This is a genomic window from Acidimicrobiales bacterium, assembly GCA_033344915.1.
GTDB lineage: Bacteria > Actinomycetota > Acidimicrobiia > Acidimicrobiales > Aldehydirespiratoraceae > JAJRXC01.
Genome location: JAWPML010000001.1, coordinates 881,860 through 908,118, shown reverse-complemented (window position 1 = coordinate 908,118; position 26,259 = coordinate 881,860). Strand labels below are relative to the sequence as shown.

The 26,259-nt window shown below is 69.6% G+C and carries 25 protein-coding genes and 1 pseudogene; 15 read left to right on the top strand and 11 right to left on the bottom strand.

Annotated features, from left to right (window positions below; all coding sequences use genetic code 11):
- Window positions 1-16 precede the first annotated feature (16 nt).
- Window positions 17-1,285: a DUF222 domain-containing protein gene (locus R8F63_04365; protein ID MDW3217825.1), complete on the bottom strand. Its 1,269-nt coding sequence runs from the start codon at window positions 1,283-1,285 to the stop codon at window positions 17-19.
- A gap of 55 nt (window positions 1,286-1,340) precedes the next feature.
- Between R8F63_04365 and R8F63_04360 the strand changes: the two genes are divergently transcribed.
- Window positions 1,341-2,252, top strand: a complete 912-nt coding sequence (locus R8F63_04360) for an LLM class flavin-dependent oxidoreductase (protein ID MDW3217824.1) — start codon at window positions 1,341-1,343, stop codon at window positions 2,250-2,252.
- 17 nt (window positions 2,253-2,269) lie between these two features.
- Window positions 2,270-2,815, top strand: coding sequence for a hypothetical protein (locus R8F63_04355; protein ID MDW3217823.1), 546 nt, complete (start codon window positions 2,270-2,272; stop codon window positions 2,813-2,815).
- Here R8F63_04355 and R8F63_04350 read toward each other — a convergent pair.
- The 4 genes from R8F63_04350 to R8F63_04335 are packed head-to-tail and all read right to left on the bottom strand — an operon-like array spanning window position 2,812 to window position 8,177.
- Complete coding sequence (locus R8F63_04350) at window positions 2,812-4,296, bottom strand: DUF1501 domain-containing protein (GenBank protein ID MDW3217822.1); 1,485 nt, start codon at window positions 4,294-4,296, stop codon at window positions 2,812-2,814. The two genes, R8F63_04355 and R8F63_04350, sit on opposite strands and share 4 nt — an antisense overlap.
- A gap of 10 nt (window positions 4,297-4,306) precedes the next feature.
- Window positions 4,307-5,599 (bottom strand): DUF1800 domain-containing protein, encoded by a 1,293-nt coding sequence (locus R8F63_04345; GenBank protein MDW3217821.1) that lies wholly within the window; start codon window positions 5,597-5,599, stop codon window positions 4,307-4,309.
- Window positions 5,600-5,644: 45 nt separating this feature from the next.
- A complete protein-coding gene (locus R8F63_04340) occupies window positions 5,645-6,811 on the bottom strand; it encodes a cystathionine gamma-synthase (GenBank protein ID MDW3217820.1) in 1,167 nt (388 codons plus the stop codon).
- The gene (locus R8F63_04335; protein MDW3217819.1) at window positions 6,804-8,177 is read right to left on the bottom strand and encodes a cystathionine beta-synthase; all 1,374 of its coding nucleotides are present in this window, start codon (window positions 8,175-8,177) and stop codon (window positions 6,804-6,806) included. Before R8F63_04335 ends, R8F63_04340 begins: the two co-directional genes overlap by 8 nt.
- Before the next feature lie 172 nt (window positions 8,178-8,349).
- On the opposite strand from R8F63_04335, the gene R8F63_04330 reads away from it, so the two are divergent.
- Genes R8F63_04330 through R8F63_04320 form a run of 3 tightly spaced genes read left to right on the top strand, consistent with a single transcriptional unit; the run spans window position 8,350 to window position 10,701 of the window.
- Window positions 8,350-9,585, top strand: coding sequence for a CaiB/BaiF CoA-transferase family protein (locus tag R8F63_04330; GenBank protein ID MDW3217818.1), 1,236 nt, complete (start codon window positions 8,350-8,352; stop codon window positions 9,583-9,585).
- A 15-nt stretch (window positions 9,586-9,600) separates the two neighbouring features.
- Entirely contained in the window at window positions 9,601-10,494 is an 894-nt protein-coding gene (locus R8F63_04325) for a lysophospholipid acyltransferase family protein (GenBank protein ID MDW3217817.1), read from the top strand.
- Window positions 10,495-10,701, top strand: coding sequence for a dodecin family protein (locus tag R8F63_04320; protein MDW3217816.1), 207 nt, complete (start codon window positions 10,495-10,497; stop codon window positions 10,699-10,701). It begins immediately after the preceding gene.
- Here R8F63_04320 and R8F63_04315 read toward each other — a convergent pair.
- Window positions 10,688-12,310: an NAD(P)/FAD-dependent oxidoreductase gene (locus R8F63_04315; GenBank protein ID MDW3217815.1), complete on the bottom strand. Its 1,623-nt coding sequence runs from the start codon at window positions 12,308-12,310 to the stop codon at window positions 10,688-10,690. The two genes, R8F63_04320 and R8F63_04315, sit on opposite strands and share 14 nt — an antisense overlap.
- A gap of 67 nt (window positions 12,311-12,377) precedes the next feature.
- Here R8F63_04315 and R8F63_04310 point away from each other — a divergent pair, with 67 nt between their 5' ends.
- Together R8F63_04310 and R8F63_04305 are read left to right on the top strand one after the other, a co-directional pair.
- On the top strand, window positions 12,378-13,286 hold the full coding sequence (locus R8F63_04310) for a TIGR03620 family F420-dependent LLM class oxidoreductase (protein ID MDW3217814.1): 909 nt from the start codon (window positions 12,378-12,380) through the stop codon (window positions 13,284-13,286).
- On the top strand, window positions 13,283-14,320 hold the full coding sequence (locus R8F63_04305) for a phosphotransferase family protein (protein MDW3217813.1): 1,038 nt from the start codon (window positions 13,283-13,285) through the stop codon (window positions 14,318-14,320). The genes R8F63_04310 and R8F63_04305 overlap by 4 nt, the downstream gene beginning before the upstream one ends.
- Here R8F63_04305 and R8F63_04300 read toward each other — a convergent pair.
- Window positions 14,317-15,567 carry a cytochrome P450 gene (locus tag R8F63_04300; protein MDW3217812.1) on the bottom strand — a complete coding sequence of 417 codons (1,251 nt, stop codon included), beginning with the start codon at window positions 15,565-15,567 and terminating at the stop codon, window positions 14,317-14,319. The genes R8F63_04305 and R8F63_04300 overlap by 4 nt on opposite strands.
- A 35-nt stretch (window positions 15,568-15,602) precedes the next feature.
- Window positions 15,603-16,100 carry a thiol peroxidase gene (tpx, locus tag R8F63_04295; protein MDW3217811.1) on the bottom strand — a complete coding sequence of 166 codons (498 nt, stop codon included), beginning with the start codon at window positions 16,098-16,100 and terminating at the stop codon, window positions 15,603-15,605.
- A gap of 85 nt (window positions 16,101-16,185) precedes the next feature.
- On the opposite strand from tpx, the gene ybaK reads away from it, so the two are divergent.
- Window positions 16,186-16,656, top strand: a complete 471-nt coding sequence (gene ybaK, locus R8F63_04290) for a Cys-tRNA(Pro) deacylase (protein MDW3217810.1) — start codon at window positions 16,186-16,188, stop codon at window positions 16,654-16,656.
- Window positions 16,657-16,728: 72 nt separating this feature from the next.
- Window positions 16,729-16,941: pseudogene (locus R8F63_04285) on the top strand (Rdx family protein).
- Here the strand turns inward: R8F63_04285 and R8F63_04280 are convergent.
- Complete coding sequence (locus R8F63_04280) at window positions 16,919-17,458, bottom strand: tyrosine-protein phosphatase (protein ID MDW3217809.1); 540 nt, start codon at window positions 17,456-17,458, stop codon at window positions 16,919-16,921. The pseudogene R8F63_04285 and the gene R8F63_04280 sit on opposite strands and share 23 nt — an antisense overlap.
- A gap of 115 nt (window positions 17,459-17,573) precedes the next feature.
- On the opposite strand from R8F63_04280, the gene R8F63_04275 reads away from it, so the two are divergent.
- From R8F63_04275 to R8F63_04250, 6 genes are all read left to right on the top strand, one after another.
- Window positions 17,574-18,818, top strand: coding sequence for a CoA transferase (locus R8F63_04275; protein MDW3217808.1), 1,245 nt, complete (start codon window positions 17,574-17,576; stop codon window positions 18,816-18,818).
- Window positions 18,819-18,931: 113 nt separating this feature from the next.
- Window positions 18,932-20,155, top strand: coding sequence for an acyl-CoA dehydrogenase family protein (locus R8F63_04270; protein MDW3217807.1), 1,224 nt, complete (start codon window positions 18,932-18,934; stop codon window positions 20,153-20,155).
- Between the two features lie 4 nt (window positions 20,156-20,159).
- Window positions 20,160-21,323 carry a CaiB/BaiF CoA-transferase family protein gene (locus tag R8F63_04265; GenBank protein ID MDW3217806.1) on the top strand — a complete coding sequence of 388 codons (1,164 nt, stop codon included), beginning with the start codon at window positions 20,160-20,162 and terminating at the stop codon, window positions 21,321-21,323.
- Entirely contained in the window at window positions 21,320-21,844 is a 525-nt protein-coding gene (locus R8F63_04260) for a MaoC family dehydratase N-terminal domain-containing protein (protein MDW3217805.1), read from the top strand. The genes R8F63_04265 and R8F63_04260 overlap by 4 nt, the downstream gene beginning before the upstream one ends.
- Window positions 21,841-22,326: a hypothetical protein gene (locus tag R8F63_04255; GenBank protein ID MDW3217804.1), complete on the top strand. Its 486-nt coding sequence runs from the start codon at window positions 21,841-21,843 to the stop codon at window positions 22,324-22,326. The genes R8F63_04260 and R8F63_04255 overlap by 4 nt, the downstream gene beginning before the upstream one ends.
- Window positions 22,326-23,453 carry an acyl-CoA dehydrogenase family protein gene (locus R8F63_04250; GenBank protein MDW3217803.1) on the top strand — a complete coding sequence of 376 codons (1,128 nt, stop codon included), beginning with the start codon at window positions 22,326-22,328 and terminating at the stop codon, window positions 23,451-23,453. The genes R8F63_04255 and R8F63_04250 overlap by 1 nt, the downstream gene beginning before the upstream one ends.
- 21 nt (window positions 23,454-23,474) lie before the next feature.
- Here R8F63_04250 and xylB read toward each other — a convergent pair whose 3' ends face one another.
- The gene (xylB, locus tag R8F63_04245) at window positions 23,475-24,848 is read right to left on the bottom strand and encodes a xylulokinase (protein MDW3217802.1); all 1,374 of its coding nucleotides are present in this window, start codon (window positions 24,846-24,848) and stop codon (window positions 23,475-23,477) included.
- Complete coding sequence (gene xylA, locus R8F63_04240) at window positions 24,848-26,179, bottom strand: xylose isomerase (GenBank protein ID MDW3217801.1); 1,332 nt, start codon at window positions 26,177-26,179, stop codon at window positions 24,848-24,850. Before xylA ends, xylB begins: the two co-directional genes overlap by 1 nt.
- Window positions 26,180-26,259: the final 80 nt, after the last annotated feature.

Sequence of the window (26,259 nt, the reverse complement as noted above, 5' to 3'; positions counted from 1 at the left end):
GCGACCAGTGTGCCCTTCAGATTTCCGTCCCGTCGGGTCGGTAGGTGTGCCATACCCCTTGGGGGTCGCGCCAGACGGCGTAGCCTTTCTGTTTCCAGCGGTTGTGTTTGCCGCAGTAGGGGCCGCCGTTTGTGGGGTTGGTGTCGCCGCCGTGGGCGTGGTCGATGCTGTGGTCGATTTCGCATTGTGTGGTGGGGACGGTGCAGCCGGGCCAGGGGCAGTGGGTGTCGCCGAGTTGGGCGGCGAGGCGGGCGCCGCCGGTGAAGCGGCGGGCCCGGCCGAGATCGATGACGACGGATGCGGCGTCGATGACGACGCGGCGCAGCCGGTCGAGGAACACGGTCGCGAACGCTTCGGTCGGGTCGAGCGGTGCGCCGTCGAGGGTGCGGCACTCGACATCGGAGGGGTCCAACGGGGCCGGGTTGGTGCCGGCGTGACGGGCCGCGGCGTGTTCGAACGTGGCTTGGTTCCAGACGATGTTGTGGACCATGTCGGGCACGACCGAGTGCGGGTTCGCGGCGGCGTCGTGACACATCTGCCAGAACGCATCGGCGCGGCGTTGGCGTTCGTTGCGGGGCAGATGCGACAGGTTCGCCTCATCGCCATGCTCGGCGCGGGCCTTCTCCCAATCGGTGAGTCGTTCCGCGGAGACATAGTGCTCGAAGATCTCGTCGATCTGGGCGCCTTGCATCGCGCCGGAGCCGCCGGCGAACGTCCACCCCAACCCGATCGGGTCCTGCACCAACGAGAAATCCCGCAACTCGTGCGATCGGCTGTTGGCCGGTTCGGGCCCGTCCTCGTCCGCGTAGCGCTCCCAGGTGCGCACCTCGACCTCGAAATCGGCATACGACAACCGGCCCGCCAGACGCAGGAACCACCGCTGGGCATCCACCATCGCCTCACGCACCCGCGGGTTCGCCCACACCCGACCCAACAAATCGAACTGATCGACCCCCAACGACCCCGACCGCAAGGCGTCGAACACCTCCGGCAACGCCCGCGACATCCGCACCCCCCGCTCCCGACCCGCCGCCGCCCCCGGCGACAACCGGCCGCAATGACGCACCATCACCTTCGCCGAACCATGCCCATCGGACACATACACACCGGACCGGTCGACCTCATCGAGCACCCGCGTCTGCACCGCCCGCACCCGCCGCGCCACCGACTCCAACCCCGCCAACACCACAGCCGCGTCACGCGCCGAACCCAACACCCACTCCCCATCGACGAGAGTGTCGAGAGTCTCGTTCAGTTGTGCCAAACCCGCATCGCCATCGAACATACGTTCGTAGTGTAGCGAAGGGGTATGACACTCACCGTTGTGCGACGCTGACCGGATGAAGGTTCGCATCGGATACGGCATCGGCGCAGTGCCCAAGCTCATGGGCACCCCCGACGGGTTCGGTCGGGTCATCGACGACCTGGACCGGCTGCGCTACGACTCGCTGTGGTTCCCGGAGCGGATCAACAGCCCGCAGCTCGACCCGATCGTCGCGATGTCCTACGTGGCCGGCCGCAGCACGCGCCTCAAGTTCGGACCCGCCGTCTCCGTCGTGCCCGGCCGCAACCCGGTGCTCATGGCGAAGATGCTGGCGAGCCTCGACGTCGTCTCCGGCGGTCGCTGCCTCCCCGCTCTCGGGCTCGGCATCGCCAACACCGCCGAACACCAGGCGTTCCAGGTCGACCGCAAGGAACGGGCGCCATGGCTGAACGAGGCGATGCCGCTCATGCGCCGTCTCTGGGCCGAGGACGAGGTGGACCACGAGGGCCCCCGCTTCTCGATCACCGGTGCCCGGGTGCTGCCCAAGCCGCTCCAAAACCCCTTCGAGGTGTGGTTGGGCGGTCAGGCTCCGTCCGAGTTGCGGCGCACCGGCAGGCTCGCCGACGGCTGGCTCGCGTCGTTCACGACGCCGCAGATCGTGCAGGAGAGCATCGCCGTCATCGAGGAAGCCGCTGCCGAGGCCGGGCGCACGATGGACCCGGAGCACTATGGCGTGCTGATCCCCTACGTGCCGGGCGACGGCGAGGCCGAGGTGCCCGAGCAGATCAAGGCCGTGGTCAAAATGCGCAAGCCCGACGCCGATCCCCGCGACGTCGTCGCCACGAGCCGGGCCCGCATCGTGGATCTGGTCGACCAGTACCTGTCCGTCGGGGCCTCGAAGTTCGTGCTCTTCCCGGCGGCGGAGCCGGAGGACTGGACCGCCGAGCTCGAGGCGCTCGCCCAGGTCGCGCTGCCCTTGCAGACCTGACCGCCTAGCGTCGTCCCATGCGTCGCCGGCTCGCCCTCGTCCTGGCCCTCGCCGCCGGCACGCTGGCGCTGACGGCGGGCTGCAGCACGTGCGCGACCACCTGCTTCACGGACGCCGTCCCCCTCGAGTTCGTCGGCGAGCTTCTCGAGCTCGACGACTCCATCGCCACGTTCGCCGGGCCGGACGGGTCGGTCGAGATCCTCGTGCTGGAGAAGGCCCGCTTCCTCGATGAGGGCACCACCTACGCGGTGACCGCGAACCGCGCCTTCGGTGAAGCCGTCGAGTGGGAGACGCAGATCGCCTCCGACTGCGGATGCGAGTTCGGCATCCGCCACGAGGACGGTGCGCTGATCGACACGGGCTGGTGGACCGGCCTGAACCGCACGCTCCCGGTCACCGCGTGGACGTTCCTGCTCCTCGTCATCCCGATCGTCACGCTCGCCGGGGTCACGATCAGCCGGATGCGTCGTGGCGCGGACCACGATCCGTACCCGGACCTGCCGGACGACGGTTCGTGGCACGAGTACGACGGATTCGTCGACGAGAGCGGCGATCCCGCCTAGGCGCTGAGCAGCCCGAGACGGTCGTGGGGACCGTCGAGGATCTCGTCGGTGGGGCCACCCATCCAGTCCAGCGCGGCTGAGTAGATCGAGCGGGTGTCGACGACCGCAGGGATGTCGCCCTGGGTCAGGGCGCCGAAGTCGTAGCCACCGATCACCTGCGCACCGGCGACGTCGGGGCCGATGAGGAACTGGCAGCCGCCGCTGCCGTGGTCCGTGCCTCCGGACCCGTTCTCGGCGACGCGCCGGCCGAACTCGGACGTCGTCACGACCATCACCCGGTCGGCGTGTCCGTCGGCCTCGAGCCGGTCGAAGAACGCGGCGAGCCCGTCACCGACGTCGGCAAGCAGGCCGGCGTGGGTGCCGAGCTGGTTGGCGTGGGTGTCGAACCCGTTGATGCCCACGGTGATCACCTGGGTGCCGATGCCGAGATCGATGATGCCCGCCGCGGTCTGGAGCAGCGACGTCGCGGTGGACGGAGCCGGATTGATGTCGTACTCCTCGCCGCCGCCGGACACCGACGCGAGGATCTCGACGGCATCGAGCGTGGACGGGATCGCATACTGCGCGGCCGCCATCTCGGGGCTCGCCGAGAGCGGTCCCGCGGTCGCCAGGAAGGCGGCGACCAGGGCGTCGTTGTCGGCGCCCTCCATCGTGCGCAACGTGAACGTCTCCGGTGAACGGACGACCGTCGCCAGCGTGTTCATGCCGACGAGGGCCGGGCTCCCGCCCCCGAGAGCGATTGCGCGAAGTGGATCGTTGGCCCCCTCGAGCGTTGCGTCGAGCCAGCGCCCGAGCCATCCGGTCTGCGAACCGGCCCCGGGGATGCCGCTCCACCAGGTGTCCATCGCCTTGAAGTGCGAACGTGACTGCTCGGGCATGCCGGCGCCCGCCACCGCCGCCATGGTGCCGGCGTCCCAGTAGGGCACCAGACCGGCGAGCGACGGATGCAGGCCGAAGTCGGCGCCGGCGAGCGCGAGCAGCTCGTTCTCCGGAAGGGCCAGCTGGGGGCGGGCCGATCGGTAGGCGCCGTCGTTGCTGACCAGCGTGTTCAGGGCATCGTTGCCACCGGCCATCTCGAGGACCACGAGGATGCGGTCCCCGTAGGGCACCGCGCCACCACCCGCCGCGAGCGTGGTCGTGGTCGTCGGCACCGTGGTCGTCGTCGACGCCACGCCGGCGCTCTCCACGCTGTCGCGCATGAGGACCGCCCACACGCCGCCACCCACGGCGGCGGTGCCGGCGACACCACCGGCGACACCGAGAAACGTGCGTCGGCTGAGAGGACGTCGCCGCGCCCCATCCGAGCCCGGCGCGGCCGGCGCCGGCGGTGGAGGCGGCACCTCCGCGGCGCCGGGCGTGGGCGGGGCCGCCGGCATCTCGAGACGCGACGGCGGGGGCGGGCCGTCGATGCGACCGTCGGGGCCGGGCGTCGCGGGCGGATCGCTCTGGGGCCGGGGGCGGGGGTCGTCGTGGTCGGTCATGGTCTGCCTCTCAGCGGATCAGCAGGTCGGGGGAAGCGAGGGCGACGGCGAGCACGGCCTCGCCGGGACGGGGCGCCGCGCCGTGGGAGAGGTCGTCGAGTGCGTCGATCGTGGGCTGGGAGAATCCCGCGGGCTGCACGAGCAGGTCCGCCAGGAGTCCGTAGTCGCGGGCGGCCGCGGCGGCGAGCACCTCGGCGTCGTCGGGGGTCAGGCGGGCGATGGCGTTGGCCATGGTGAAGCGACCGGCGGTGGACGAGGAGGCGAGCCAGGTCGCTTCGCCCGGATAGCCACCGACGTTCGGCGGGTTGCCGGGCATCTGCCCCATCTGGCGGAGAAGGCCCACCACCACACGAGCGGGCAACTCGGCTCCGGTCGCCTTCAGGGCGCTGATCGCCCACGGGACCGGCGGCGTCACCTGCGGCGTGGAGGCACCGTCGAGTCCGGCCTCCAGAACGGCACGGGCGAGGACGCCGTTCTGGAGGCCGCTGGTTGCGAACTCGTCCGCCAGTCCGTCGATCGTCGACTGCTCGACCCCGCCGAGGAAGTGGCGAGCCATCTTCCCGGCGATGAAGCCGGGCACGGCGTCGTGGGCGACGGCGGTGTCCACCACCGCGTCGACGCCGGAGATGCCCGTCTGGCCGAGGAACGTCTGCGGGGTCGGATCGTGACGTTCGGGCCGGAAGAGCACGCGGAACTCGAAGCGGCGGGCGGCGATCCAACCGGTGAGGGCGACGGCGGCGGCTCGCACGTCGTCCTCGGTGTAGTTGCCGATGCCGAGCGTGTAGAGCTCGAGCAGCTCGCGGCCGTAGTTCTCGTTCGGCGACTCGCCGGTGGAGGTGGTGCCGTCGAGGAAGATCAGCATGGCGGCGTCCGTCGTGACGTCGCGGATCAGCTGCCGGAAGTCGCCGAAGGCGTGGGACCGCAGCAGTTCGAGGTGCGCGGTCAGGACCGGCAGGGCGTTGACCACGGCGTAGGACACGGCGAAGTGGTCGTGCCAGAACCACGCCATCGTGTTCTCGTAGGGCCGTTCGGTCTCGACGAGGTGCTGCATCCAGTTGCTGAGCACGGCGAGTGCCTGCTCGCGGCGGTCGCCCGGGTCCTCGATGTAGTACTCGAGATCGAGATCGGCCCAGGGGCCGGCTTCCTCCGCCACGCCGCTGCCGCCCGGGTCCACGAGGAGGTCGACGACCGCATCGGTGCCGAGGGCGACCAGTTCGTCCAACTGTCCGGGTCGCAGGCCCCAGCCGGCACGGCGGGCCAGCCAGGCGATCTCGTCTCGGGGGGTGGAGCCGTCGGTGGTCACATCTGCACTATCGGCGGCAGATGTGAGCAAATCATGAACGACTCGTCAGAGACGGTCGAATGCGGCGCCGAGGTCGCCGAGCAGGTCGTCGATCGACTCGATGCCGACGCTGAGCCGAATCAGGTCGTCGGGCACCTCCAGCGGTGACCCCGCAGCCGACGCATGGGTCATCGCGCCGGGATGTTCGATGAGCGATTCCACCGCACCGAGCGACTCGGCGAGGGAGAACACCTGGGTGCTGGCGGCGAGCCGGGTGGCCGCGTCCTTCCCCCCGGCGACCCGGAAGGACACCATGCCGCCGAACTTCTTCATCTGCCTGACGGCGGCGGCGTGGCCGGGATGGTCGGCGAGCCCGGGATAGCGGACCTCGATCACCTCGTCGCGGGACTGGAGGAACTCCACGACCGCCTCGGCGTTGTCGCAGTGCCGGTCCATCCGCACGGCCAACGTCTTGAGCCCCCGCAGGGTGAGATAGTTGTCGAAGGGTGAGCCGACCGCGCCGATGGCGTTCTGGAGGTAGGCGAGACGGGCCGCGAGGTCGTCGTCGTCGAGGGCGAGGAAACCGCCGACGACGTCGGAGTGTCCCCCGCAGTACTTGGTGGTCGAGTGCACGACCACGTCCGCGCCGAGCGCCAACGGTTGCTGGAGGTAGGGCGTCGCGAAGGTGTTGTCGACGACGAACAGCGCGTCGCCGGCGTGCGCCACCGCAGCGATCGCCTCGAGGTCGATCACCGTGAGCAGCGGGTTGGTCGGCGTCTCCGCCCACACGACCTTCGTCTCGGGCCGCATCGCCGCGGCGAGGGCCGCCGGATCGGTGAGGTCCGCAGCCGACCAGTCGACGCCCATGGGACCGAAGACCGCGGAGATCAGCCGGAACGTGCCGCCGTAGGCGTCGTTGCCGAGCACGATGTGGTCACCGGGCGACAGGGTGCGCAGCAGGGTGTCCTCGGCCGCCATGCCGGATCCGAACGCGAGGCCGTGGGCGGCGCCCTCCAACGACGCGAGGCAGTCCTGGAGTGCGGAACGGGTGGGGTTGCCGGTGCGGGCGTACTCGTAGCCGCGGTGCACCCCGACGTCCTCCTGGACGAAGGTGGTCGCGAGCGAGATCGGGGTGACGACCGCACCACTCGACGGGTCGTGGGGTTGGCCGGCCCGGATGGCGCGGGTCTCGAAGCCCCACGTCTCCGCGTCGGCGAACACGTCGTCAGCCATGGTTGGCCGCCTTGGACAGGAAGGACAGCACGTCGCTGCTCGAGATCACGGCCCGCGGGCGGCCACCGTCCAGCACCAGCAACGCGGAGCAGGACTCCAGCATCTCCACGGCGAGGGCGACCGGCTGGCCGGAGCCGATCGTGCGGAGCTTCGGGCTCATGATGTCCTCGACGGTCTTGTCGAGCACGGCATCGGTGTCGAAGGCGAGGTCCATCAGTCGCAGCTCACTGACCGAACCCATGACCTCGGCGGCGGCCAGCGGCATCTCGTTCTTGGCGACGGGCAGCTGGGACACCCCGTGTTCGCTCATCATCTGGGCGGCTTCCCGCACCGACTGGTGGGGCTGGACGTAGAGGAGCTCGGGAACGCCCTCGCGGCGACTCTCCAACACGTCGGCCACCACGGGTCCGTCCGTGCGCAGGAAGCCGAAGCCCGCCATCCACTCGTCATCGAACAGCGTCGAGAGGTAGAGCCGGCCGCTGTCGGGGACGAGCACGACGACGAGGTCGTCGGCACTCGCTCCCTCGGCGACCTGCAGGGCCGCGTTCACCGCGGTGCCGCCGGAGCCGCCGATGAGCAGGCCCTCCTCCCGGGTGACCCGCCGGGCGGTCAGGAACGACTCCCGGTCGGTCACCGGAATGGTGAGGTCCACGAGATCGGCGTGGTAGGTGTCCGGGAAGAAGTCCTCGCCGACCCCCTCGACCAGATACGGCCGGCCGGAGCCGCCGGAATAGACGGACCCCTCGGGGTCCGCGGCGATGATCTGCACCGCCGCGTTCTGCTCCTTCAGGTAGCGGCCGACGCCGCTGAGGGTGCCGCCGGTGCCCGCGCCCGCGACGAAGTGGGTGACGGTGCCGTCGGTCTGGCGCCAGATCTCCGGGCCGGTGGTCTCGTAGTGGGCCAGCGGGTTGGTCTGGTTGTGGTACTGGTTCGGCCGGAAGGCGCCCGGGATCTCCTTCACCAGACGTTCGGCGGTCGAGTAGTAGGACTGCGGGTCCTCCGGCGCCACCGCGACCGGGCAGACCACGACCTCCGCGCCGTAGGCCCGAAGCAGGTCGACCTTCTCGGTGCCGACCTTGTCGGTCATCACGAACACGCAGCGGTACCCCCGTTGGGCCGCGACGATGGCGAGCCCGACGCCCGTGTTGCCCGACGTGGGCTCCACGATCGTGCCGCCGGGCTGGAGGAGACCGTCACGCTCGGCCGCGTCGATCATGGCGATCGCGGGACGGTCCTTCGAACTCCCACCGGGATTGGTCATCTCCGCCTTCACCACGACCGGACAGGGCAGGTCCGCCGCGACCTGGCGGAGCCGCACCAGCGGCGTCTCCCCGACCATGTCGAGGACGGAATCGAAGATCTCCATGGCGTTCCCCTTCAGCGAACTCAGCCGTTGGCCAATTCTCGCACAGCGGGCCGCGGAATCGGCCGGACGACCACAAGTTTGTCGCTCGTCGACCAGTGCAACCGGGATGTGTCACCGCGGATTCCCGCCCGCTAGTTTCTGACGGTCCGTCAGGTCCTGTCCGAGGTGCAACGTGTCCGACAACTCCCAGCTGCTGTCCGGTGTCCGGGTGATCGAGTCGAGCCTGCTCGGCCCGGGTCACGTCGCCACCTTCTTCGCCGATCTCGGCGCCGACGTCATCAAGGTGGAGTCCCCCGCCGGTGACTACATCCGCGAGATGACCTGGCCGATCGTGCAGGGCGTCTCCCTGCTCCACCTCCACACCCACCGCGGCAAGCGCGGCATCACCCTCGACCTGAAGACGGAGCAGGGCAAGCAGGTCTACAAGGATCTCGTCGCCACCGCCGACGTGGTCGTGGAGGCGATGCGCCCCGGCGCGCTGGCCAAGCTCGGCCTCGGCTATGAGGACCTCAAGGCGGTCAACCCGAAGATCGTGTTCGCCACGCTCTCGGGCTACGGGGCGACCGGGCCCTACAAGGACATGCCCAGCCACGGCATCGCGTACGACACGTGGGCGGGCATCGTGCAGCCGGTCGTGGACGACGACGGCTTCGCCCGCATCCCGCCGACGATGCCGAACGTGGGTATCAACGTCGGCCCGATGGTCGGGGCGATGGCGATCCTCGCCGGCATCATCAAGGCCCGCGAGACGGGCGAGGGTTGCGAGATGGAGATGGCGCAGTCCGACGCCGCCGCCTACATGGACTGGTACCGCATCGAGTCGGAGCGGGCCTACCTGCGCCCGGAGGACGAAGTCACCGGCAACCCGTCCGACGACTACGAACGTCGCCCCGCCGGCCTGGCCGGCATGTGGGAGGGCGTGCGCTACCAGATGTACGAGGCCAGCGACGGCCATGTCCTCTTCATGGCGAGCGAGCAGGCGTTCTGGAAGAACTTCTGCGAGGGCGCGGGCCGGATGGACCTGTTCGAGAAATGGCCCGGCTCGAAGTACGCCGACCACGCCAAGGGCAACCTCGAGCTCCAGCGCGAACTCCAGGCGATCTTCAAGACGAAGACCTGCCGCGAGTGGCTCGATTTCTCCAACGAGTTCAACACCACCATCGCCCCGGTCAACACACCGGCCAACATCGGCGACGACCCCCAGTTCCAGGCCCGGATGGGCTTCTACCCCACCGACGCCGTCGGCTGCGAGCAGCTCCCGTTGCCCGTCTACGTGAACGGTTCGCTCCCGCCGACGCCGACCATGGCGCCGACCGTCGGCGAACACAACGACGACGTCATGGCCGAGGTGCTGGGCATGTCCGCCGAGGACATCGCCGCACTCCGGGAGGCCGGCGCGTTCGGCTGATGCCATGATGTCGCCGTGAGCGACAAGCGCGGTGTGGGGTGGCTGGCGAAGCCGCTGCGCCGCGTCGGCCGGCCGCTGATCGACCGGCTCTACGAGGCCGAGATCGTCGGCAGCGAGCACATCCCGTCCGACGGGCCGGCGATCATCTCGCCGAATCACCTCTCCTTCTTCGACACGCCCTTGGTGATGCTCAGCGCGCCCCGCCGGGTGCTCTTCCTCGGCAAGGCCGAGTACATGGACTCGTGGAAGACGAAGTACCTGTTCCCCGCCGTCGGCATGGTGCCGATCCGGCGCGAGAAGGCCCGGGCGTCGATGGCCGCGCTCGACACCGCGGCCGCCCTGCTCGACGACGGTGAGCTCGTCGGCATCTACCCGGAGGGGACCCGCAGCCGCGACGGCTGTCTCCACAAGGGCCACACCGGCGTCGCCCACCTCGCGTTGCAGACCGGCGCGCCGATCATCCCGGTCGGGCTCGTCGGCACCGACGAAGTGCAGCCGATCGGCCGCAACGTCCCCCGGCGCCGCGGCAAGATCACGGTGCGCTTCGGCGAGCCGATCGACCCTCGCGCCTACCTCGGCGGCGGCAAGCGGCGTCGGCGTCAGCAGATGACCGACGACGTCATGGCGTCGATCGCCACGATGACGCCCCAGGATCGCTCGGACGAGTACGCCAGCAGCGAGCCGCCCCTCATCCGCGGCGGCTCCGAGTCCGTCTACATGGTTCGCCGGTACCGCAGCGCCGGCGCATCGTTCGCCGACTCCGCCCGTCGATCCGTGGACGAGGCCTGCAGCCGCTACGACGACGCCCGCGTGGGGCAGGTCGGCGCGATGCGCTGCGTCGTTCGCGGCGAGTCGGTGGAGTTCGTCACCGAGCTCGCCGTTTCCACCCGTTTCCGAGGAGGTACCTGAATGGACGATCGCGTCTACCAAGTGATCGAGCTCATCGGCTCGAGCAGTGATTCATGGGAGAAGGCCGCGGAGAACGCGGTGCGGGAGGCGAGCAAGACCTACGACGACCTCCGCGTCGCCGAGGTCGTGGAGATGGACGTCCTCATCGAGGCCGGTGCCGTCATCGCGTTCCGCACCAAGCTCCGCCTGAGCTTCAAGCAAGGATGAAGCCCTCGTAGTCGGCGGCGGCCACCTCGTCGCACTTCGCCTTGTAGTCGGGGAAGCCGGGCAGGGGCATGAACACCCGCGGCTTGCCGGGCACGTTGGCGCCGAGATACCACGAGCTGCACCCGTGGAAGAGGGTCAGCTCGGCCACGGCGTTCACGTAGGCGACCCACTCGGCCTCGGCGTCGGCGTCGGCCTCCACCGTGGTGGTGCCCTCGGCGTCCATGCGGGCGAGCAGATCGCGGATCCACTCCACGTGCTGCTCGATCGACACGACCATGTTGGTGAGCACGGACGGCGAGCCCGGGCCGGTGATGGTGAACAGGTTGGGGAACCCGTTGACCTGCAACCCGAGGTAGGTGAGCGGCCCGGCCGACCACTTCTCCTTCAACGGGACGCCACCTCGGCCCCGGATGTCGATGCGGTCCAGGGCACCGGTCATCGCGTCGAACCCGGTCGCGAACACGATGGCGTCGACCTCGTGGACGGTGCCGTCGACCTCGACGCCGGTCGACGTGATCCGCTCGATCGGGGTGGCGCCGACGTCGACCAGGTCGACGTTGTCCCGGTTGAACGTGGCGTAGTAGCCGGTGTCGACGCACATCCGCTTGCAGCCGATCACGGTGTCGGGGCTCAGGCGGTCGGCGACCGCGGGGTCCTCGACGATGTCGCGGATCTTCGAACGCACGAACTCCGCCGCCGTGTCGTTCGCCTCGGGCGAGAAGAGCAGGTCGTTGAACGCGCCGAGGAAGGTGAGCCCGCCGACCTCCCAGCGCTCCTCGTACGTGCGGCGCCGGGTCTCCTCGTCGACCTCGAGGGCGCTGGGCAGCTCCTCGGGGTCGGCCCGGAGATGGCCGCCGAACCCGGTCGTGGTGTCGCGAGCCGCCGCCCGCCACCCGACATAGTCCGCCTTGATCCGGGCGACCTCGTCGGGGTCCAGCGGGCGATTGTGCGCGGGCACGGCATAGGCCGGGGTCCGCTGGAAGACCGTCACGTGGGCGGCCTGCTCGGCGATCAGCGGGATCGACTGGATCGCCGACGATCCGGTGCCGACGACCGCGACCCGCTTCCCGGTGAAGTCAACACCCTCGTGGGGCCAGTGGCCGGTGTGATACGTCGGACCGGCGAAGTCGTCGCGCCCGGGGATCTGCGGCAGGTTGGCGGCCGACAGACATCCGGTGGCCATGACGACGAACCGGCTGCGGATCGACTCGCCGCCGTCGGTGATGGTCGTCCAGGTTGACGTCGCGTCGTCGAAGTGGGCCGCCTGCACCCGCGTGTCGAAGGTGATGCCGTCACGAAGGTCGAAGCGGTCCGCCACGTGTTCGATGTAGCGGAGGATCTCGGGCTGGGTCGGGTAGCGCTCCGTCCACTCCCACTCGCGTTGCAGGTCGTCGTCGAACCCGAGGCTGTACTCCATGGACGGGACGTCGCAGCGGGCGCCCGGGTAGCGGTTCCAGTACCAGGTGCCGCCGACCCCGCTCCCCGCTTCGATGACCCGGGCGGACAGGCCGATGCCGCGCGCCGCGTGGAGCATGTAGAGCCCGGCGAACCCGGCCCCCACGATCACGAGGTCGACGTCGGGGTCGGGATCCGGGGAGGAGGAGTTCATGGCGGTCAGGATCGCAGGCTTCGGCGGGATGTTGCCACCTCACACGGATGCCTGCGATCCTCACGCCATGCCCGACCCCGGATCACGCAACTCCGTCACCGACGCGCTCGCCACCACCGGCGTGTGGTTCTTCACCGACATGCTCACCACCGAGCAGAGTCGGGAGACCGCCGCCCGCATCGAGTCGCTGGGCTACTCGGCGCTGTGGATCCCCGACACGTTGGGCCGCGACCCGTTCGTCAACGCCGCCACCCTGCTCGATGCGACCACCGATCTGATCGTCGCGACCGGCATCGCCAACATCCACATGCGTCACCCCGGGATGATGAAGCAGGGCGCGTTCAGCCTCGCCGAGCAGTCGGGCGGCCGCTTCGTGCTCGGGCTCGGCGTCTCCCACGCCCCGATGGTGGAGGGGCTGCGCCAACTCCCGTACGACAAGCCCCTGTCGACCATGCGGACCTACGTCGACGCGATGAACGCCTCGATGTACATGGGCGTGCCCCCCGCCGAGGAGCCCTTGACGGTGCTCGCCGCCCTCGGGCCGAAGATGCTCGCCATGGCCGCCGAGAAGACCGCGGGCGCCCACCCCTACTGGACGACGCCCGAGCACACGGCGCAGGCCCGCGAGATCATGGGCGCCGATGCGCTGTTGTGCGTCGAACAGAAGTGCGTCCTCACGACCGACGTCGACGTGGCCCACGAGACGACGCGCAGTCAGCTGAGCATGTACGCCGACCTGCCGAACTATCGCAACAACTGGATCCGTCTCGGGTTCAGCGAGGAGGAGATCGAGTCGCGCGATCCCCGCTTCCTCGACGCCGTGATGGCCTGGGGTGACGAGGCGGCGATCGCCGAACGGATCCAGGCGCACTACGACGCCGGCGCCAGCCATGTCTGCATCCAGCCGATCGACCCGGCCGACCGCAGCCAGCCCGACTGGACGCTCCTCGAGGCCCTCGCGCCGAACGCCTCATGAGCGACGCGCCGACCGGCATCGACCCGGGGCCTGTGAGCGCGTGGCTGCTCGAGCGCCGCCCCGACCTCGCCGCCCCGTTCACCTTCGAGCTGATCACCGGCGGCGCCTCCAACCTGACGTATCGGGTCACCGACGCATCCGGCACCGCACTCGTGCTGCGGCGGCCACCCACGGGCCATGTGCTCGCGTCGGCCCACGACATGGCGCGCGAGCACCGGATCATCGCGGCCCTCCAGGACACCCCGGTGCCGGTCCCGCCCGCAGTCGGGCTCTGTCAGGACGACGCCGTCAACGGCGCCGACTTCTACGTCATGGGCTATGTGGAAGGGAAGATCGTCTTCGACCTCGCCGACGGCGAGGCGATCGAGCCCGCCCTGCGGCCGGTGATGACGAACTCGCTGACCGACACCCTCTCGGCCCTCCACGCGCTCGACCCCGACGAGGTCGGTCTCGGCGACCTCGGGCGCAAGGAGGACTATTCGGCCCGTCAACTGCGCCGCTGGAAACGTCAGGTCGACGAGGGCAGCGATCGCGACATGCCGCTGTTCCAGGAACTGCACGACCGGTTCGCGGCCGCGATCCCTCCCCAGCAGGGCGCCGGCATCGTCCACGGCGACTACCGGATGGACAACTGCATGATGGGCCACGACGGTTCCGTCGCCGCCGTTCTCGACTGGGAGTTGTGCACGCTCGGCGACGTGCTGGCCGACGTCGCCGGCATGGCGATGTGGTGGGGCGACGACCCCCGCGCCCAGGGCCGCCTCGGCGACGTACCGACGAAGGCCGACGGCTTCGGCAGCCGCGTCGAGATGCTCGAGCGCTACGGCCGAAGCTCCGAACGCGACATCTCCGACCTCCCCTGGTACGTGGCGTTCCAGCACTGGCGCCTCGCCGCGATCAGCGAGGGCGTGCGGGTCCGGTTCGCGGCCGGCGCGATGGGCGATCAGCAGGGCGCGGGCGACAACGACGCCCGCGCGTCCGTCGACAACCTCGTGCAGATGGCCGACGAGATCCTGACCGCCGGCTCGCTCTAGACCGCGGCGGGGAGCCGCTTCACGCCGTTGATGAAGCTGCTGCGCAGCACTGCGGGATCGCCCGTGGCATGGATCGTCGGCACCTGCTTGAACAGCTCACGGAACGCCACGGTGATCTCGCGACGGGCGAGGTGGGCGCCGAGGCAGAAGTGAGGCCCGGGAGCGCCGAAGCCGACCTGCGGGTTGTCCTTGCGGGTGAGGTCGAACCGGAGCGGATCCGCGAACACGGCCTCGTCACGGTTGGCCGCCCAGTAGCTCAGGATCAACTTGTCGCCCGCGTTCCAGGTGCGGCCACCGAGCTCGGCACCATCGGTCGTCACCGTGCGGCGCATCGAGATCACCGGCGACGCGAGCCGCACGATCTCCTCGACCGCCGTCGGGGCGAGGCCGTCGAAGTCGTCCTCCCAGAGAGCCCGCTGGTCGGGGTTCTCGGTCAGGAAGTGCAGACCCCAGCTGATCGCGTTGCGGGTGGTCTCGTTGCCGGCCACGAGCAGCAGGATGAAGAACGAGGCGAGCTCCTGCTCGGTGAGTCGTTCGCCGTCGAGCTCCGCGGTCATGAGTGCGGTCGTGAGGTCGTCGGTTGGGTTCTCGAGCCGCTGGGCGCCGAGCTCCCCCATCAGCTGGGCGAGGCCGATTCCGGCCCCCATGACCATGCCGAGGAGGTCGTCGCCCTCCTGGGCGAAGTCGGGATCGCTCGCCCCCAGGATGATGTTCGACTGTTCCAGGACGAAGCCGTACTGGCTCTCGGGAATGCCCATCATGTCGCAGATGATCTTGAGCGGCAGCGGCGCCGCGTAGTCCTGCACGAAATCGAACTCGCCCTTCTCGCGCAGGCGGGATGCCAGCTCGATGCCGGCCTGCTCCACCGCGTCCATCGCCCGCTCCAGCTGACGCGGCGTGAACCCCGCCGACACCAGGCCCCGCAGCCGCTTGTGCTTCGGGTCGTCCATGTTGATCATCGAGCCGAAGAACTCGTTCACCTGCTCGCCCTGGTCGAGCGGCCCCGTCGCCCCCTGGCCCGAACAGAAGAGCTCCGGCGTCTTGCTGGCGGTCACCACGTCGGCGTGGCGGGTCAGCACGTAGTAGCCGGGCCCGTTCGGACCCAGCGGGTTCTCCGGTTCCTCGAAGAACGGGAACGGGTCCTGGGCCCGGAACTGCTTGAACACCTCGGCGCGATCGGCCTGGGAGAGCTCCCAGAACTCCATGCCGGAGAGGTCGATCTCGTCGAGCGGCGGAATCGTCGTCATGGCGCCGGACGTTAGTCGGTCATGGCCCCGGGGGATCAGCCGAGCGCGGCGATCGCGGCGTCGTAGTCGGGCTCCTGGGCGATCTCGGGGACGAGCTCGGCGTGGGAGACATAGCCGTCCGCGCCGATGACCACGACGGACCGGGCGGCCAGGCCCTCCAGCTTGCCGTCGGTCATCCGCACGCCGTAGTCGTCGAGCACCTCGGGGTTCTTGAAGGTGGAGGCCGTCGCCACGTTCTCGATTCCCTCGGCCCCGCAGAACCGACCCGCCGCCGTCGGCAGGTCGGCCGAGACGCACAGGATGGTGGCGTCGAGGTCAGCGGCGCGCTCGTTGAACGTCCGCACACTGGTGGCACAGATCCCCGTGTCGATCGACGGGAAGATGTTCAGCACGATCGCCTGGCCGGCGAGTTCGGCACTGGAGACCGAGCTGAAGTCGGCCTTCGTCAGGGTGAACGCCGGCGCCGCCGATCCGACCGTCGGCAGCTCGCCGTTGGTGTGGATGGGGTTGCCTCCGAGGGTGATCTCAGCCATGCGGTCCTGTCGTCGGGAAGGTGAACGAGGAGCTTTCTACACGAAACCCGAGCCGGCATGCGCACCGGCTTGGCAGGATGACACGGTGACTCCGGCGATCGAGATGCTCCGGGCCGCCGGCGTGGCCCACGAGGTGTTCGACTACGAGCACGACCCCGCTCACCCGAGCTACGCCGAGGAGGCCGTCGAGGCGCTGGGCGTCGATCCCGAGTCGGTTTTCAAGACGCTCATGGTCGAGTTCGAGGACGCGAGTTTCGCGATCGGCGTCGTTCCCGTCGGGGCGATGCTCGACCTGAAGGCGATCGCGAGGGCCGCCGGGCACAAGCGGGCGACCATGGCGGCGCCCGACGTCGCCGAGCGCCGCTCCGGCTATGTGGTCGGAGGCATCAGCCCGTTCGGGCAGAAACGGACCGTGCCGACCTTCGTCGACGAGTGGGCCACGACCCTCGACGTTCTCTACTGCAGCGCCGGTCGTCGAGGACTCGAGGTCGCGGTCGCGCCGGATGCGATGGCGGACGTGCTCGACGCGACATTCGCGCCCATTGCCGGTTGGTGAGCCGGATACGCTGACGCCATGGCCCACACGATCGAGATCACCTACTGCGTCCCTTGAGATTATTCGAGTCGCGCCGTGAGCGCGACCGCTGATCTGCTGTCCAACTATCAGCACGTCATCGAGTCCCTCACCCTGAGGACCGGTGGATCGGGCGTCTACGACGTGGTGGTCGACGGCGAGCTGATCTACTCGAAGGCCGAGACCGGTCGCCACGCGGAGCCGGGCGAGGTGCTCGACCTCTTCACCGCCATCGTCGGCGACATCAAGCGTTACGGCGAGGAGTGACCGACTCGCGCACTCGCGGCGCGATCCGGGCAACCTGAAGATCCTGGGCCGCGGACTGCGGCCCGGCCGCGGGTCGAGCGAGCCGGAGGTCGCGCAGGGCGGTGTCGATGTCGGCGCCCGCTGCGCACATCACGAGGACGGCGATCACGCCGGCGCGGCCCCAACCGGCACCACAGTGCACGAGCACCCGACCGCCCGCCGACATCCGCCGGTGGATGTCCAGCACGAGATCGGCCACGGCATCGTCGTCGGTGACCAGGTGATCCTCGGTCGGGAGATGGACGACGCTCGTCGAGCCCGGCGTGGCCAGCCAGTCGAGATAGGTCGGATAGCGGCGCGCCATCTCGGTCTCGGTCTGGAGGCACACGACGGCGGTCGCCTCGACGACCGCGACCAGCGCGGCGGGATCGGGCCCGATCGCGTCGAGACCACACAGAATGAGCGTGCCGGCCACGTTCGCCACCGGCACCGCGTGCACACCGCCGACCGCCGCGTACTGTGGTCCCCCGATGTCCATATGCTTCGCAGGGTAGTGGAATCGGCCACGGCCGGTGAGGATCATCGCCATCCCCCGCGGCACGATCCCGATGCCCGAAGTGCACGACGTCGACTCGGGGCACCACACTGAGCGAATGCGTCTCGGAGATGTCGCCAACCCCCAGCCCGCCGACCAGCCGATGCCCCTCGCCGGCGTGCGGATTCTCGCGGCCGAACAGATGGCGGCGCTCCCGTTCGCGACCCAGTTGCTGGCCCGGCTCGGGGCCGAGGTCGTGAAGGTCGAGCACCCGACGATGGGCGACAGCGGGCGCGGATCCGTGCCGGCGATGCCCGACCCACAGGGACGTCCCGTGGGCGCGACGTTCCTCCGGAACAACTTCAACAAGCGCAGTGTCGCCCTCGACCTCAAGGCACCGGAGGGAGTGGAGCTCTTCCTCGATCTCGCCGAACGGTTCGACGTCGTCTGCGAGAACTTCAAGGCCGGGACCGCCGATCGCCTCGGGATCGGCTACGACGCCGTGGCGGCCCGCCACCCCGGCGTCGTGTACCTGTCCGTCTCCGGCTTCGGCAACGACCCCGCCTCGCCCTACATGCACCGCGCCGCCTACGCCGCCGTGGTGGAAGGCATGTCGGGCATCTACGAGTACAAGCGGCGTCCGGGGCGGCGCCCGATGGCGAACCCGGTCGGCGCCCTCGGCGACATCAGCTCGGCGCTCTTCGGCGTCGTCGGCATCCTCGCGGCGCTTCGTCACCGGGACACGACCGGCTTCGGCCAGTACATCGACATCGCCATGCTCGATGCCACCATGGCGATGACGGACATCGTGTCGAACTTCTACTCGATGGGCATCCCGGACGAAGCGAGCTCGGGAGTCGGCATCGTGGAGACGTTCGCGGCGGGTGAGGGGAACTTCGTCCTCCAGATCGTGCGCGAGCACCACTTCGAGAAGGTCGCCGAGATCACCGGCAACGCGGCGTGGCTCGACGACGATCGGTTCGCCACCCGTGCCGGCTGGCAGGAGCACTTCGAGACGATCATCCGTCCCGGCATCGAGGCCTGGGCCGCCGACAAGACCCATCGCGAAGCCGTCGCGATCCTCTCCGGCGAGGGCATCGCCGCCGGCGAATCCAACTCGAGTCGCGAGATCGTCGAGGACGAGCACGTCGCGGTGCGCGACATGCTGGTCGAGCTCCCCCGCCCCGACGGTGGTGACCCGATCCTCGTCCCCGGCAACCCGGTCAAGATGAGCCGCACGCCCCAGGGCCCGGAGACCCGCGTCCCCTGGCTCGGCGAACACACTGACGAGGTGCTCGCCGCCGAACTCGGTCTCGACGCCGACCGCCTCGCCGCCCTCCGCGCCGCCGGCGTGACCGCCTAGCCCCGCGTTCCGCGTCGAGAAATGGTCGTGAGACAACCACTTCTCGGTTAAGAAGCCGGGGGCGGGGTGTGCGAGTATCTGACGGACCGTCAGATTCTTGGGAAGGGTGCCGTATGGACTTCGAGTTCACGCCGGAGCAACAACAGTTCGCGGTGGATGTGAAGGAGTTCCTCGACGCCAACGACGACCCCGACGTCTTCGACGTCACCCGCGAGAACATGGCGCAGATCGTGGACACGCCGAAGCGACGGGCGTTCATGAAGTCGCTGGGCCACAAGGGCTGGCTCGGCATCACCTGGCCCGAGGAGTACGGCGGATCCGACGGCGAGGGTGTCTACGAATACATCCTCAACGAGCAGCTCGCCGGCCGGGGCGGTCCCCAGATCGGCAAGGGCGTCGGCATCATCGGCAAGACGCTGATCGCCCACGGCTCCGACAAGCTCAAGGCCGAGTTCCTGCCCCAGATCCTCGAGAACGACGTCGAGTTCGCGGTCGGCTACTCGGAGCCCGACGCCGGGTCCGACGCGGCGTCCATGCGGCTCAAGGCCGAGCGCATCACGAGCGACGCCGGCGAGGACGGCTGGCTCCTCAACGGCCAGAAGACCTGGACCACCTCCGCCCACTTCGCCGAGTGGTACTGGGTCGGCGCCCGCACCGATCCGGACAACAAGCACATGGGCATCACGCTCATGCTCGTGCCCCTCGATCAGGAAGGCATCACGATCAACGGCATCTGGACGATGGGCGACGAGCGCACCAACGAGGTGTGGTTCGACGACGTCTTCGTGTCGGACGACTATGTCGTCGGACAGGTCAACTACGGCTTTCGCTACATCAGCCAGGCCCTCGATCTCGAGCGCTTCACGATGTTCACGATGTCGCCGATCCTCCAGCGCCTCGACGTGCTCACGGACTATGTGAACACCGAGAGCCGCGACGGCGTGCCGCTCAAGGACGACCCGCGGATCCGGGCCCGTCTCGCCAAGCTCCACACCGACGCCGAGGTCGCCCGGGTCATGGGACTGAAGTTCGTGGCCGAGGCGGTGAAGGTGGAGCACGCGGTGAAGGCCGGCAAGGAGGGCTTCCAGCCGCCGACCGTGGAGGCGTCCGAGTACAAGCTCTTCGCCACCGAGCTGTCGAAGCGGCTCGCTGATGCGGCGATGGACATCGGTGGCCCCGGCTCGCAGCTGCGGGTCCACACCGAGGACGCCCCGATGAAGGGCCGGTCCGAGTCGACCTACCGCTACACCGTGATCGACACGATCGGCGGCGGTTCGTCGGAGATCCAGAAGAACATCATCGCCCGCCGGGCGATGGGGCTTCCGAAGAACTTCTGAGTCCATGACGCCAGCACTCGACGGCATCCGCGTCCTCGACTTCGCCTCGGTCGGCCCCGGGGCGCGCGCGTCGCGCATGCTGTCGGACTACGGGGCGGAGGTCGTGAAGCTCGGCGCCACACCGAAGCACGGGGGCGTGCAGATCACGCCGCCGTACTACGCCTACTCGGGGCATCGGCTCATGAAGCGGGCCCTGCTGGACCTGAAGGCGGACGACGGCCGCGAGGCGTTCCTCGCCCTCGCCCGCGACGCCGACGTCGTCCTCGAGAGCTTCCGCCCGGGCGTCGTCGACCGGCTCGGCATCGGCTACGAGGCCGTGCGCGCCGTCAACCCCCGCATCGTCTACTGCTCGACCAGCGGCTTCGGCCAGAGCGGACCCCAGTCCGCCTGGGCCGCCCACGACGTCAACTATCTGGCCGTGTCCGGCTACCTCGACTGCACGGGCCGCCGGGCGGACGGATCTCCGCCGCTCCCCGGCGCAACGGTGGCCGACATCGCCGCCGGCGGGATGCACGCGGTGATGGCGATCATGGCCGGTTTGTTGCGCCGCGAGCGCACCGGTGAGGGCGAGTATCTCGACGTGTCGATCGCCGACGGCACGTTCGGCCTGATGTCGTTGTACGTCGACGAGTACCTCGCCACCGGTACCGAGCCCGGCCCGGGGCACTACATCCTCACCGGCAGGTACGCCTGCTACGAGATCTACACCTGCGCCGACGGGCGGCACCTGTCGGTCGGCGCGATCGAGCCGGCCTTCTGGCGCAACCTGTGCCGCGAGCTCGACCTCGAGCAGTTCGTGGACGCGCAGATGGACGACGACCGTCAGGACGAGATCCGCGCCGCGATCGCGGCCGTGCTCGCCACGAGGACCCGCGACGAGTGGGCGGCCCGGCTCGGCCCGGCCGACTGCTGCGTGGCCCCCGTGAACACGGTGGCCGAGGCGATCGACGACCAGCAGTACGTGGCGCGCGGCATGGTCGTCGAAGCCGACCACGAAACCGAGGGTCGCTTCCGCCAGACCGGGCCCGTCTGGGCGGGCACGACGCGACCCGACGGGCCCTACCCCGTGCGGGAGGGAAGCGTCACCGACACCGTCGAGCTGCTGGCCGCGGCCGGCTACGACGACGCCCGCATCGCGGCCCTCGCCGAGGAAGGAGTGATCGCATGAGCGATCTCCCCGCTGACATCACCGCCCTCATCGGACAGAACCAGTATCCGAAGACGGCGACGTTCCCCGTGGAGCTCAGCTACTCGTACAACACGCTCTCGGCCACCGAGAACGGCAATCCGCTGTACTGGGATCAGGCCGTCGCCGACGAGTTGACGGACGGGATGACCGTCCCGCCGACGACCCTGTCGTTGTGGATGCGACCACACCGCTGGGAGCCGGGCGCCACCGAGGAGCAGGTCGCCCTCCAGGTCCACTTCGACCTCAAGGAGAAGCTCGACCTCCCCGAGGCGATCATGAGCGACAACACGCTGATCCTGCACGAGCCCGTGCGGCCCGGCGACGTGATCTCACACCATCAGGTGCTGCGCTCGATCAGCGACGAGAAGACCACCAAGCTCGGCACCGGCCGCTTCTGGGTGATCGACATCGAGTACCACAACCAGCGCGGCGACCTCGTCGGCATCGAGAGCTATACCGGCTTCGGCTACCGGCGGCCGGACGGAACGGAGGCGTCATGACCCTCACCCTCGACCAGATCGACGCGGGACAGGCGCTCCCCGAGCTCGGCTACGACGTGACCGCCACCACGGTCGTCCTCGGCGCGCTCGCCAGCCGCGACTGGCGGCCGATGCACCACGACTACAAGTTCGCGACCGTCCGCAACGGCACCCAGGACATCTTCCTGAACACGCCGAACCTGGCCGCCTGGTTCGAGCGGTTCATCACCGACTGGACCGGCCCTCGGGGTCGGATCGGCCGGATGACGTTCCGCATGCGGGACTCCGTGTACCCCGACGACCACATGGTCTTCACCGGCACGGTCACCGACGTGCGCACCGACGACGCCGGTTGCGGCTGGGCCGACGTCGACATCACGGTCTCGGTCCCGGACGACGATGCCGGCGACCGCGTCTGCTGTACCTGCACGGCCTCGGTCGCCGTGCCGACCGACGAGAACGACAACCCGTGGGCCCGCAAGGGCCAGAACTGGACACCCTGATGCTGAACCTCGATTTCACCGAAGAACAGGACATGCTCCGCGACATGGTGCGCGGTGTGTGCCAGCAGGCTGCGCCCCTCGAGAAGGTGCGGGAGCTGGAGGACGATCCCGACGGCGTCGCCCGCGAGCTGTGGCAGCAGTTCGGCGAACTCGGTGTCAACGGGCTGATGGTTCCCGAGGAACACGGTGGCTCGGGCATGACGATGCTCGAGGGTGTCGTGATCTACGAGGAGCTCGGTCGGGCCCTGGCCCCGGTTCCCCACTTCGAGAGCTGCGTGCTGGCAGCCGGCGCCCTGGTCCGGGCGGGGTCGGGCCAGCAGCAGGCTGACCTGCTCCCCGGCATCGCGTCCGGCGACACGATCATCACGCCCGCCTGGCTCGAGCCCGGCAACGGCTACTCGCCGAAGGGTGTCCAGCTGACGGCGACCGTCGACGGCGACGACGTCGTCCTCGACGGCACCAAGATGCACGTCACCTTCGCGCAGGCCGCCGACCAGCTGCTCGTGCTCGCCCGCACCGGCGAGGCCGACACGGACATCGACCTCTTCCTCGTGCCGACCGACACCGCCGGGGTCACCCTCGACCAGCGCATGTCGATCGCGTCGGACACCCAGTTCCGCGTCGAGTTCGCCGGCGTGCGAATCCCCGTCGCCAACCGGCTCGGTGAGGCCGGGACCGGCTGGGCCACCTGGGACGAGGTCATGCTCGAGGCGGTCATCCTCGCATCCGCCCAGGCGATGGGCGGCGCGGACTACGCGCTCGACATCACCGCCGAGTACAGCAAGGACCGCGAGCAGTTCGACAAGGCGCTCGCCGAGTTCCAGGCCATCTCCCACTATCTCGCCGACGCCCGGACCGAGCTCGACGGCGGCAAGATGCTCGTCTACGAGGCGGCGTGGGCCCACAGCCGGGGCCACGACCTCGCTCGCCTCTCGCCGATGGCGAAGCTGTTCACCGGCAAGGTGTACCGGGACATCACGGCGATGGCCCAGCAGGTCTTCGGCGGCGTCGGGTTCACGCTGGACTACGACATCCAGCTGTACTTCCGGCGGGCCAAGCAGCTCCAGCTCAACTGGTGGGACAGCGCCACGTGCGAGGAGCGCATCGCCGACCAGGTGCTCGCCTGAGCGGGCCTGGCGGTCCCGATCTCAGCCGGGGATGACGTCCTCGCCGACGCCGAGCGGCCAGTCGGTCGTCGCATCGGGACCACCGACGACGCGGGCGGCCTGCACGGCAGCACCGAGCGCGACGGTCTCGTCCGCGTCCGGAACCCGGATCGCCGAACCGTGCAGGTCGGCGACGATCGCCCGATAGGCCGCGCTGCGGGCCCCGCCGCCGATGAGGTGCAGCGTGCCGTCCACCGATGCGCCGGCTTCACGGAGCGCGTCGACGCCGTGGAGGAGGCCGCGCACGACACCCTCGTGGGCCGCCCGGGCGAGATCGGCCGCCGTCGTCGAGTTGCGCAGCCCCGCGAACGTGCCCGTCGCATCCGGCAGGTTCGGCGTGCGCTCGCCGTCGAAATACGGCGTGAGGATCACCCCGTCGGCGCCGGGCGGCGCGGCGAGCGCCAGTTCCGCGAACGCGGCGTGGTCGTGGCCCAGCCATCCGGCGACCGTGTCGGTGACCTTCGTGGCGTTGAGCGTGCACACGAGCGGGAGGTAGCCGCCGGCCGCATCGCAGAATCCGGCGACGGCGCCGGTCGGATCCGCGGTGGGTGTTGGCGACACGGCGTAGACGGTGCCGGACGTGCCCAGCGACATCGCGATGTCACCGGGGGCGAGCCCGAGCCCCAGCGCCGCAGCCATGTTGTCGCCCGTGCCGGGGCCGACCGGCGTCCCCGCGGGGACGCCGAGTTCGACGGCTGCCGAATCGGTGACGGTCCCCACGGTCTCCCACGGTCCGGCGATCCGGGGCAGCAGCGCCGCCCAGTCGTCGCGGCCGCCGAGCAGGGCCAGCAGGTCCTCGCGATAGCCGCCCGTGGCGCGATCGAACCAGCCGCCACCGGAGGCGTCGCCGCGATCGGTGACGTGTTCACCCGTCAACCGCAGGGTCAGGTAGTCGTGGGGCAACAGCACCCGCGCGATCCGGTCGACCAGCGCCGGCTCGTTGGCGATCAGCCAGGCGAGCTTCGTGATCGTGAAGGAGGCGACCGGGACGGACCCGCAGGCGTTCGCCCAGGCATCGGCGCCGAGCGCGTCGACGAGGGCAGCCGCCTGCGGGGCCGACTCGGTGTCGTTCCAGAGCTTCGCGGGCCGCAGGGGCTCGTCGTCGGCGCCGAGCACGACCAGCCCGTGTTGCTGCCCGCCCACGGCGATCGCCACCACATCGGCCCGCTGCTTGCCACAGGCGGCGAACGCCTCGACCATCGCCGTCCACCAAGCTCGCGGGTCCTGCTCGGAGCGGGGCGGCTCGGCGGCCGGGTGGGCGGCCTTCCCGGACGCCACGAGCGCGCCGGAGTCCAGATCCCGCAGCTCGACCTTCGTCGACTGGGTGGACGAGTCGACCCCGGCGACAAGGGGCATCACCGCACCCGTTCGATGTAGCGGTTCACCAGGGTCTCCAGGGCCTCCTGGGCGCCGGACACCGGGGCCGGGTCGAGGTCCTCCGCCGTCACCCGGTCGCGCAGGTCGTCGAGGGAGCGCTCCCCGCGCATGATCGCCTGACCCTCCGCCCCCGACCATCCGGCGTAGCGGTCGTCCCGCAGCGACTCGAGCGCCCGGTCCTCCCACATCGCGTGGGCGACGAGGAACGCTCGGGCGAGGGTGTCGATACCGCCGATGTGGCCGTGGAACAGGTCCGTCCGGTCGATCGACATGCGCCGCAGTTTGGTGTCGAACATGAACCCGCCGGTGTCGAACCCACCCCCGCGGATGATCTCGTAGACCGCCGGAGCCATCGCGTCGACGGAGTTCGGGAACTGGTCGGTGTCCCACCCGAGCCGGTCGTCGCCCCGATTCGCGTCGACCGAGCCGAAGATCCCCAGACCCACCGCGGTGGCGATCTCGTGGGCGAAGTCGTGCCCGGAGAGGGTGGCGTGGTTGACCTCGATGTTGACCTTCACCTCGTCGACCAGGTCGTGACGCTCGAGGAAGCCGTAGATGGTGGCCGAGTCGTAGTCGTACTGGTGCTTGGTCGGCTCCTGCGGCTTGGGCTCGATGAGCAGCGTGCCCTCGAACCCGATCTTGTGCTTGTGCTCCACGACCATGTGGATGAAGCGACCGAGCTGGTCGAGCTCGCGGGGCATGTCGGTGTTGAGGAGCGTCTCGTAGCCTTCCCGACCGCCCCACATCACATAGTTCGCCCCGCCGAGCTTGTGGGTGACGTCGAGGCAGTTCGCCACCTGCGCTGCGGCGCGGGCGAAGACGTCGGGGTCCGGGTTCGTCGCCGCGCCGGCCATGTAGCGGGGGTGATGGAACAGTCGGGCGGTGCCCCACAGCAGCTTGATGCCGGTGCGCTCCATGTGGCCGAGCGCCTCGTCGGTGATGGTGTCGAGGGCTGCCCGTTCTTCGGCGAACGAGCCGCCGTAGGGCGCCATGTCGTGATCGTGGAACGAGAAGAACGGCACCCCGAGCTTCTCGACGAACTCGAACGCTGCGGCCATCTTCGTCCGCGCCGCCGCCATCGGATCGAGGGACGGATCGAGCCACGGCCGATCGAACGTGCCCTCACCGAACACGTCGTTGCCCGGCCAGTTGAACGAGTGCCAGTAGCAGACGGCGAGCCGGAGGTGCTCCGCGAGCGTCTTGTCCCCGACGACGCGGTCTCGGTCGTACCAGCGGAAGGCGAGCGGGTTGTCGCTGTCGGGCCCCTCGAACGGGATCCGCTCGGGGACGGCGGTGAAGAAGTCGCTCATGACGCAGAACCTACCGACCGGCGTTCGCCGGGACCGAAAGGGCGCAGGCTGACGGCCGAACAAGTGTCGGTTACGGTGAC

Coding starts and splice junctions, on each gene's coding strand:
- R8F63_04315 (MDW3217815.1), bottom strand. CDS start 12,310: ATGAACTCCTCCTCCCCGGATCCCGACCCCGACGTCGACCTCGTGATC.
- R8F63_04355 (MDW3217823.1), top strand. CDS start 2,270: ATGCGTCGCCGGCTCGCCCTCGTCCTGGCCCTCGCCGCCGGCACGCTG.
- R8F63_04340 (MDW3217820.1), bottom strand. CDS start 6,811: ATGGCTGACGACGTGTTCGCCGACGCGGAGACGTGGGGCTTCGAGACC.
- R8F63_04280 (MDW3217809.1), bottom strand. CDS start 17,458: ATGGACATCGGGGGACCACAGTACGCGGCGGTCGGCGGTGTGCACGCG.
- R8F63_04270 (MDW3217807.1), top strand. CDS start 18,932: ATGGACTTCGAGTTCACGCCGGAGCAACAACAGTTCGCGGTGGATGTG.
- R8F63_04360 (MDW3217824.1), top strand. CDS start 1,341: ATGAAGGTTCGCATCGGATACGGCATCGGCGCAGTGCCCAAGCTCATG.
- xylA (MDW3217801.1), bottom strand. CDS start 26,179: ATGAGCGACTTCTTCACCGCCGTCCCCGAGCGGATCCCGTTCGAGGGG.
- R8F63_04310 (MDW3217814.1), top strand. CDS start 12,378: ATGCCCGACCCCGGATCACGCAACTCCGTCACCGACGCGCTCGCCACC.
- R8F63_04320 (MDW3217816.1), top strand. CDS start 10,495: ATGGACGATCGCGTCTACCAAGTGATCGAGCTCATCGGCTCGAGCAGT.
- R8F63_04275 (MDW3217808.1), top strand. CDS start 17,574: ATGCGTCTCGGAGATGTCGCCAACCCCCAGCCCGCCGACCAGCCGATG.
- R8F63_04300 (MDW3217812.1), bottom strand. CDS start 15,567: ATGACGACGATTCCGCCGCTCGACGAGATCGACCTCTCCGGCATGGAG.
- R8F63_04265 (MDW3217806.1), top strand. CDS start 20,160: ATGACGCCAGCACTCGACGGCATCCGCGTCCTCGACTTCGCCTCGGTC.
- xylB (MDW3217802.1), bottom strand. CDS start 24,848: ATGCCCCTTGTCGCCGGGGTCGACTCGTCCACCCAGTCGACGAAGGTC.
- R8F63_04350 (MDW3217822.1), bottom strand. CDS start 4,296: ATGACCGACCACGACGACCCCCGCCCCCGGCCCCAGAGCGATCCGCCC.
- R8F63_04305 (MDW3217813.1), top strand. CDS start 13,283: ATGAGCGACGCGCCGACCGGCATCGACCCGGGGCCTGTGAGCGCGTGG.
- R8F63_04250 (MDW3217803.1), top strand. CDS start 22,326: ATGCTGAACCTCGATTTCACCGAAGAACAGGACATGCTCCGCGACATG.
- R8F63_04255 (MDW3217804.1), top strand. CDS start 21,841: ATGACCCTCACCCTCGACCAGATCGACGCGGGACAGGCGCTCCCCGAG.
- R8F63_04365 (MDW3217825.1), bottom strand. CDS start 1,285: ATGTTCGATGGCGATGCGGGTTTGGCACAACTGAACGAGACTCTCGAC.
- tpx (MDW3217811.1), bottom strand. CDS start 16,100: ATGGCTGAGATCACCCTCGGAGGCAACCCCATCCACACCAACGGCGAG.
- R8F63_04260 (MDW3217805.1), top strand. CDS start 21,320: ATGAGCGATCTCCCCGCTGACATCACCGCCCTCATCGGACAGAACCAG.
- R8F63_04335 (MDW3217819.1), bottom strand. CDS start 8,177: ATGGAGATCTTCGATTCCGTCCTCGACATGGTCGGGGAGACGCCGCTG.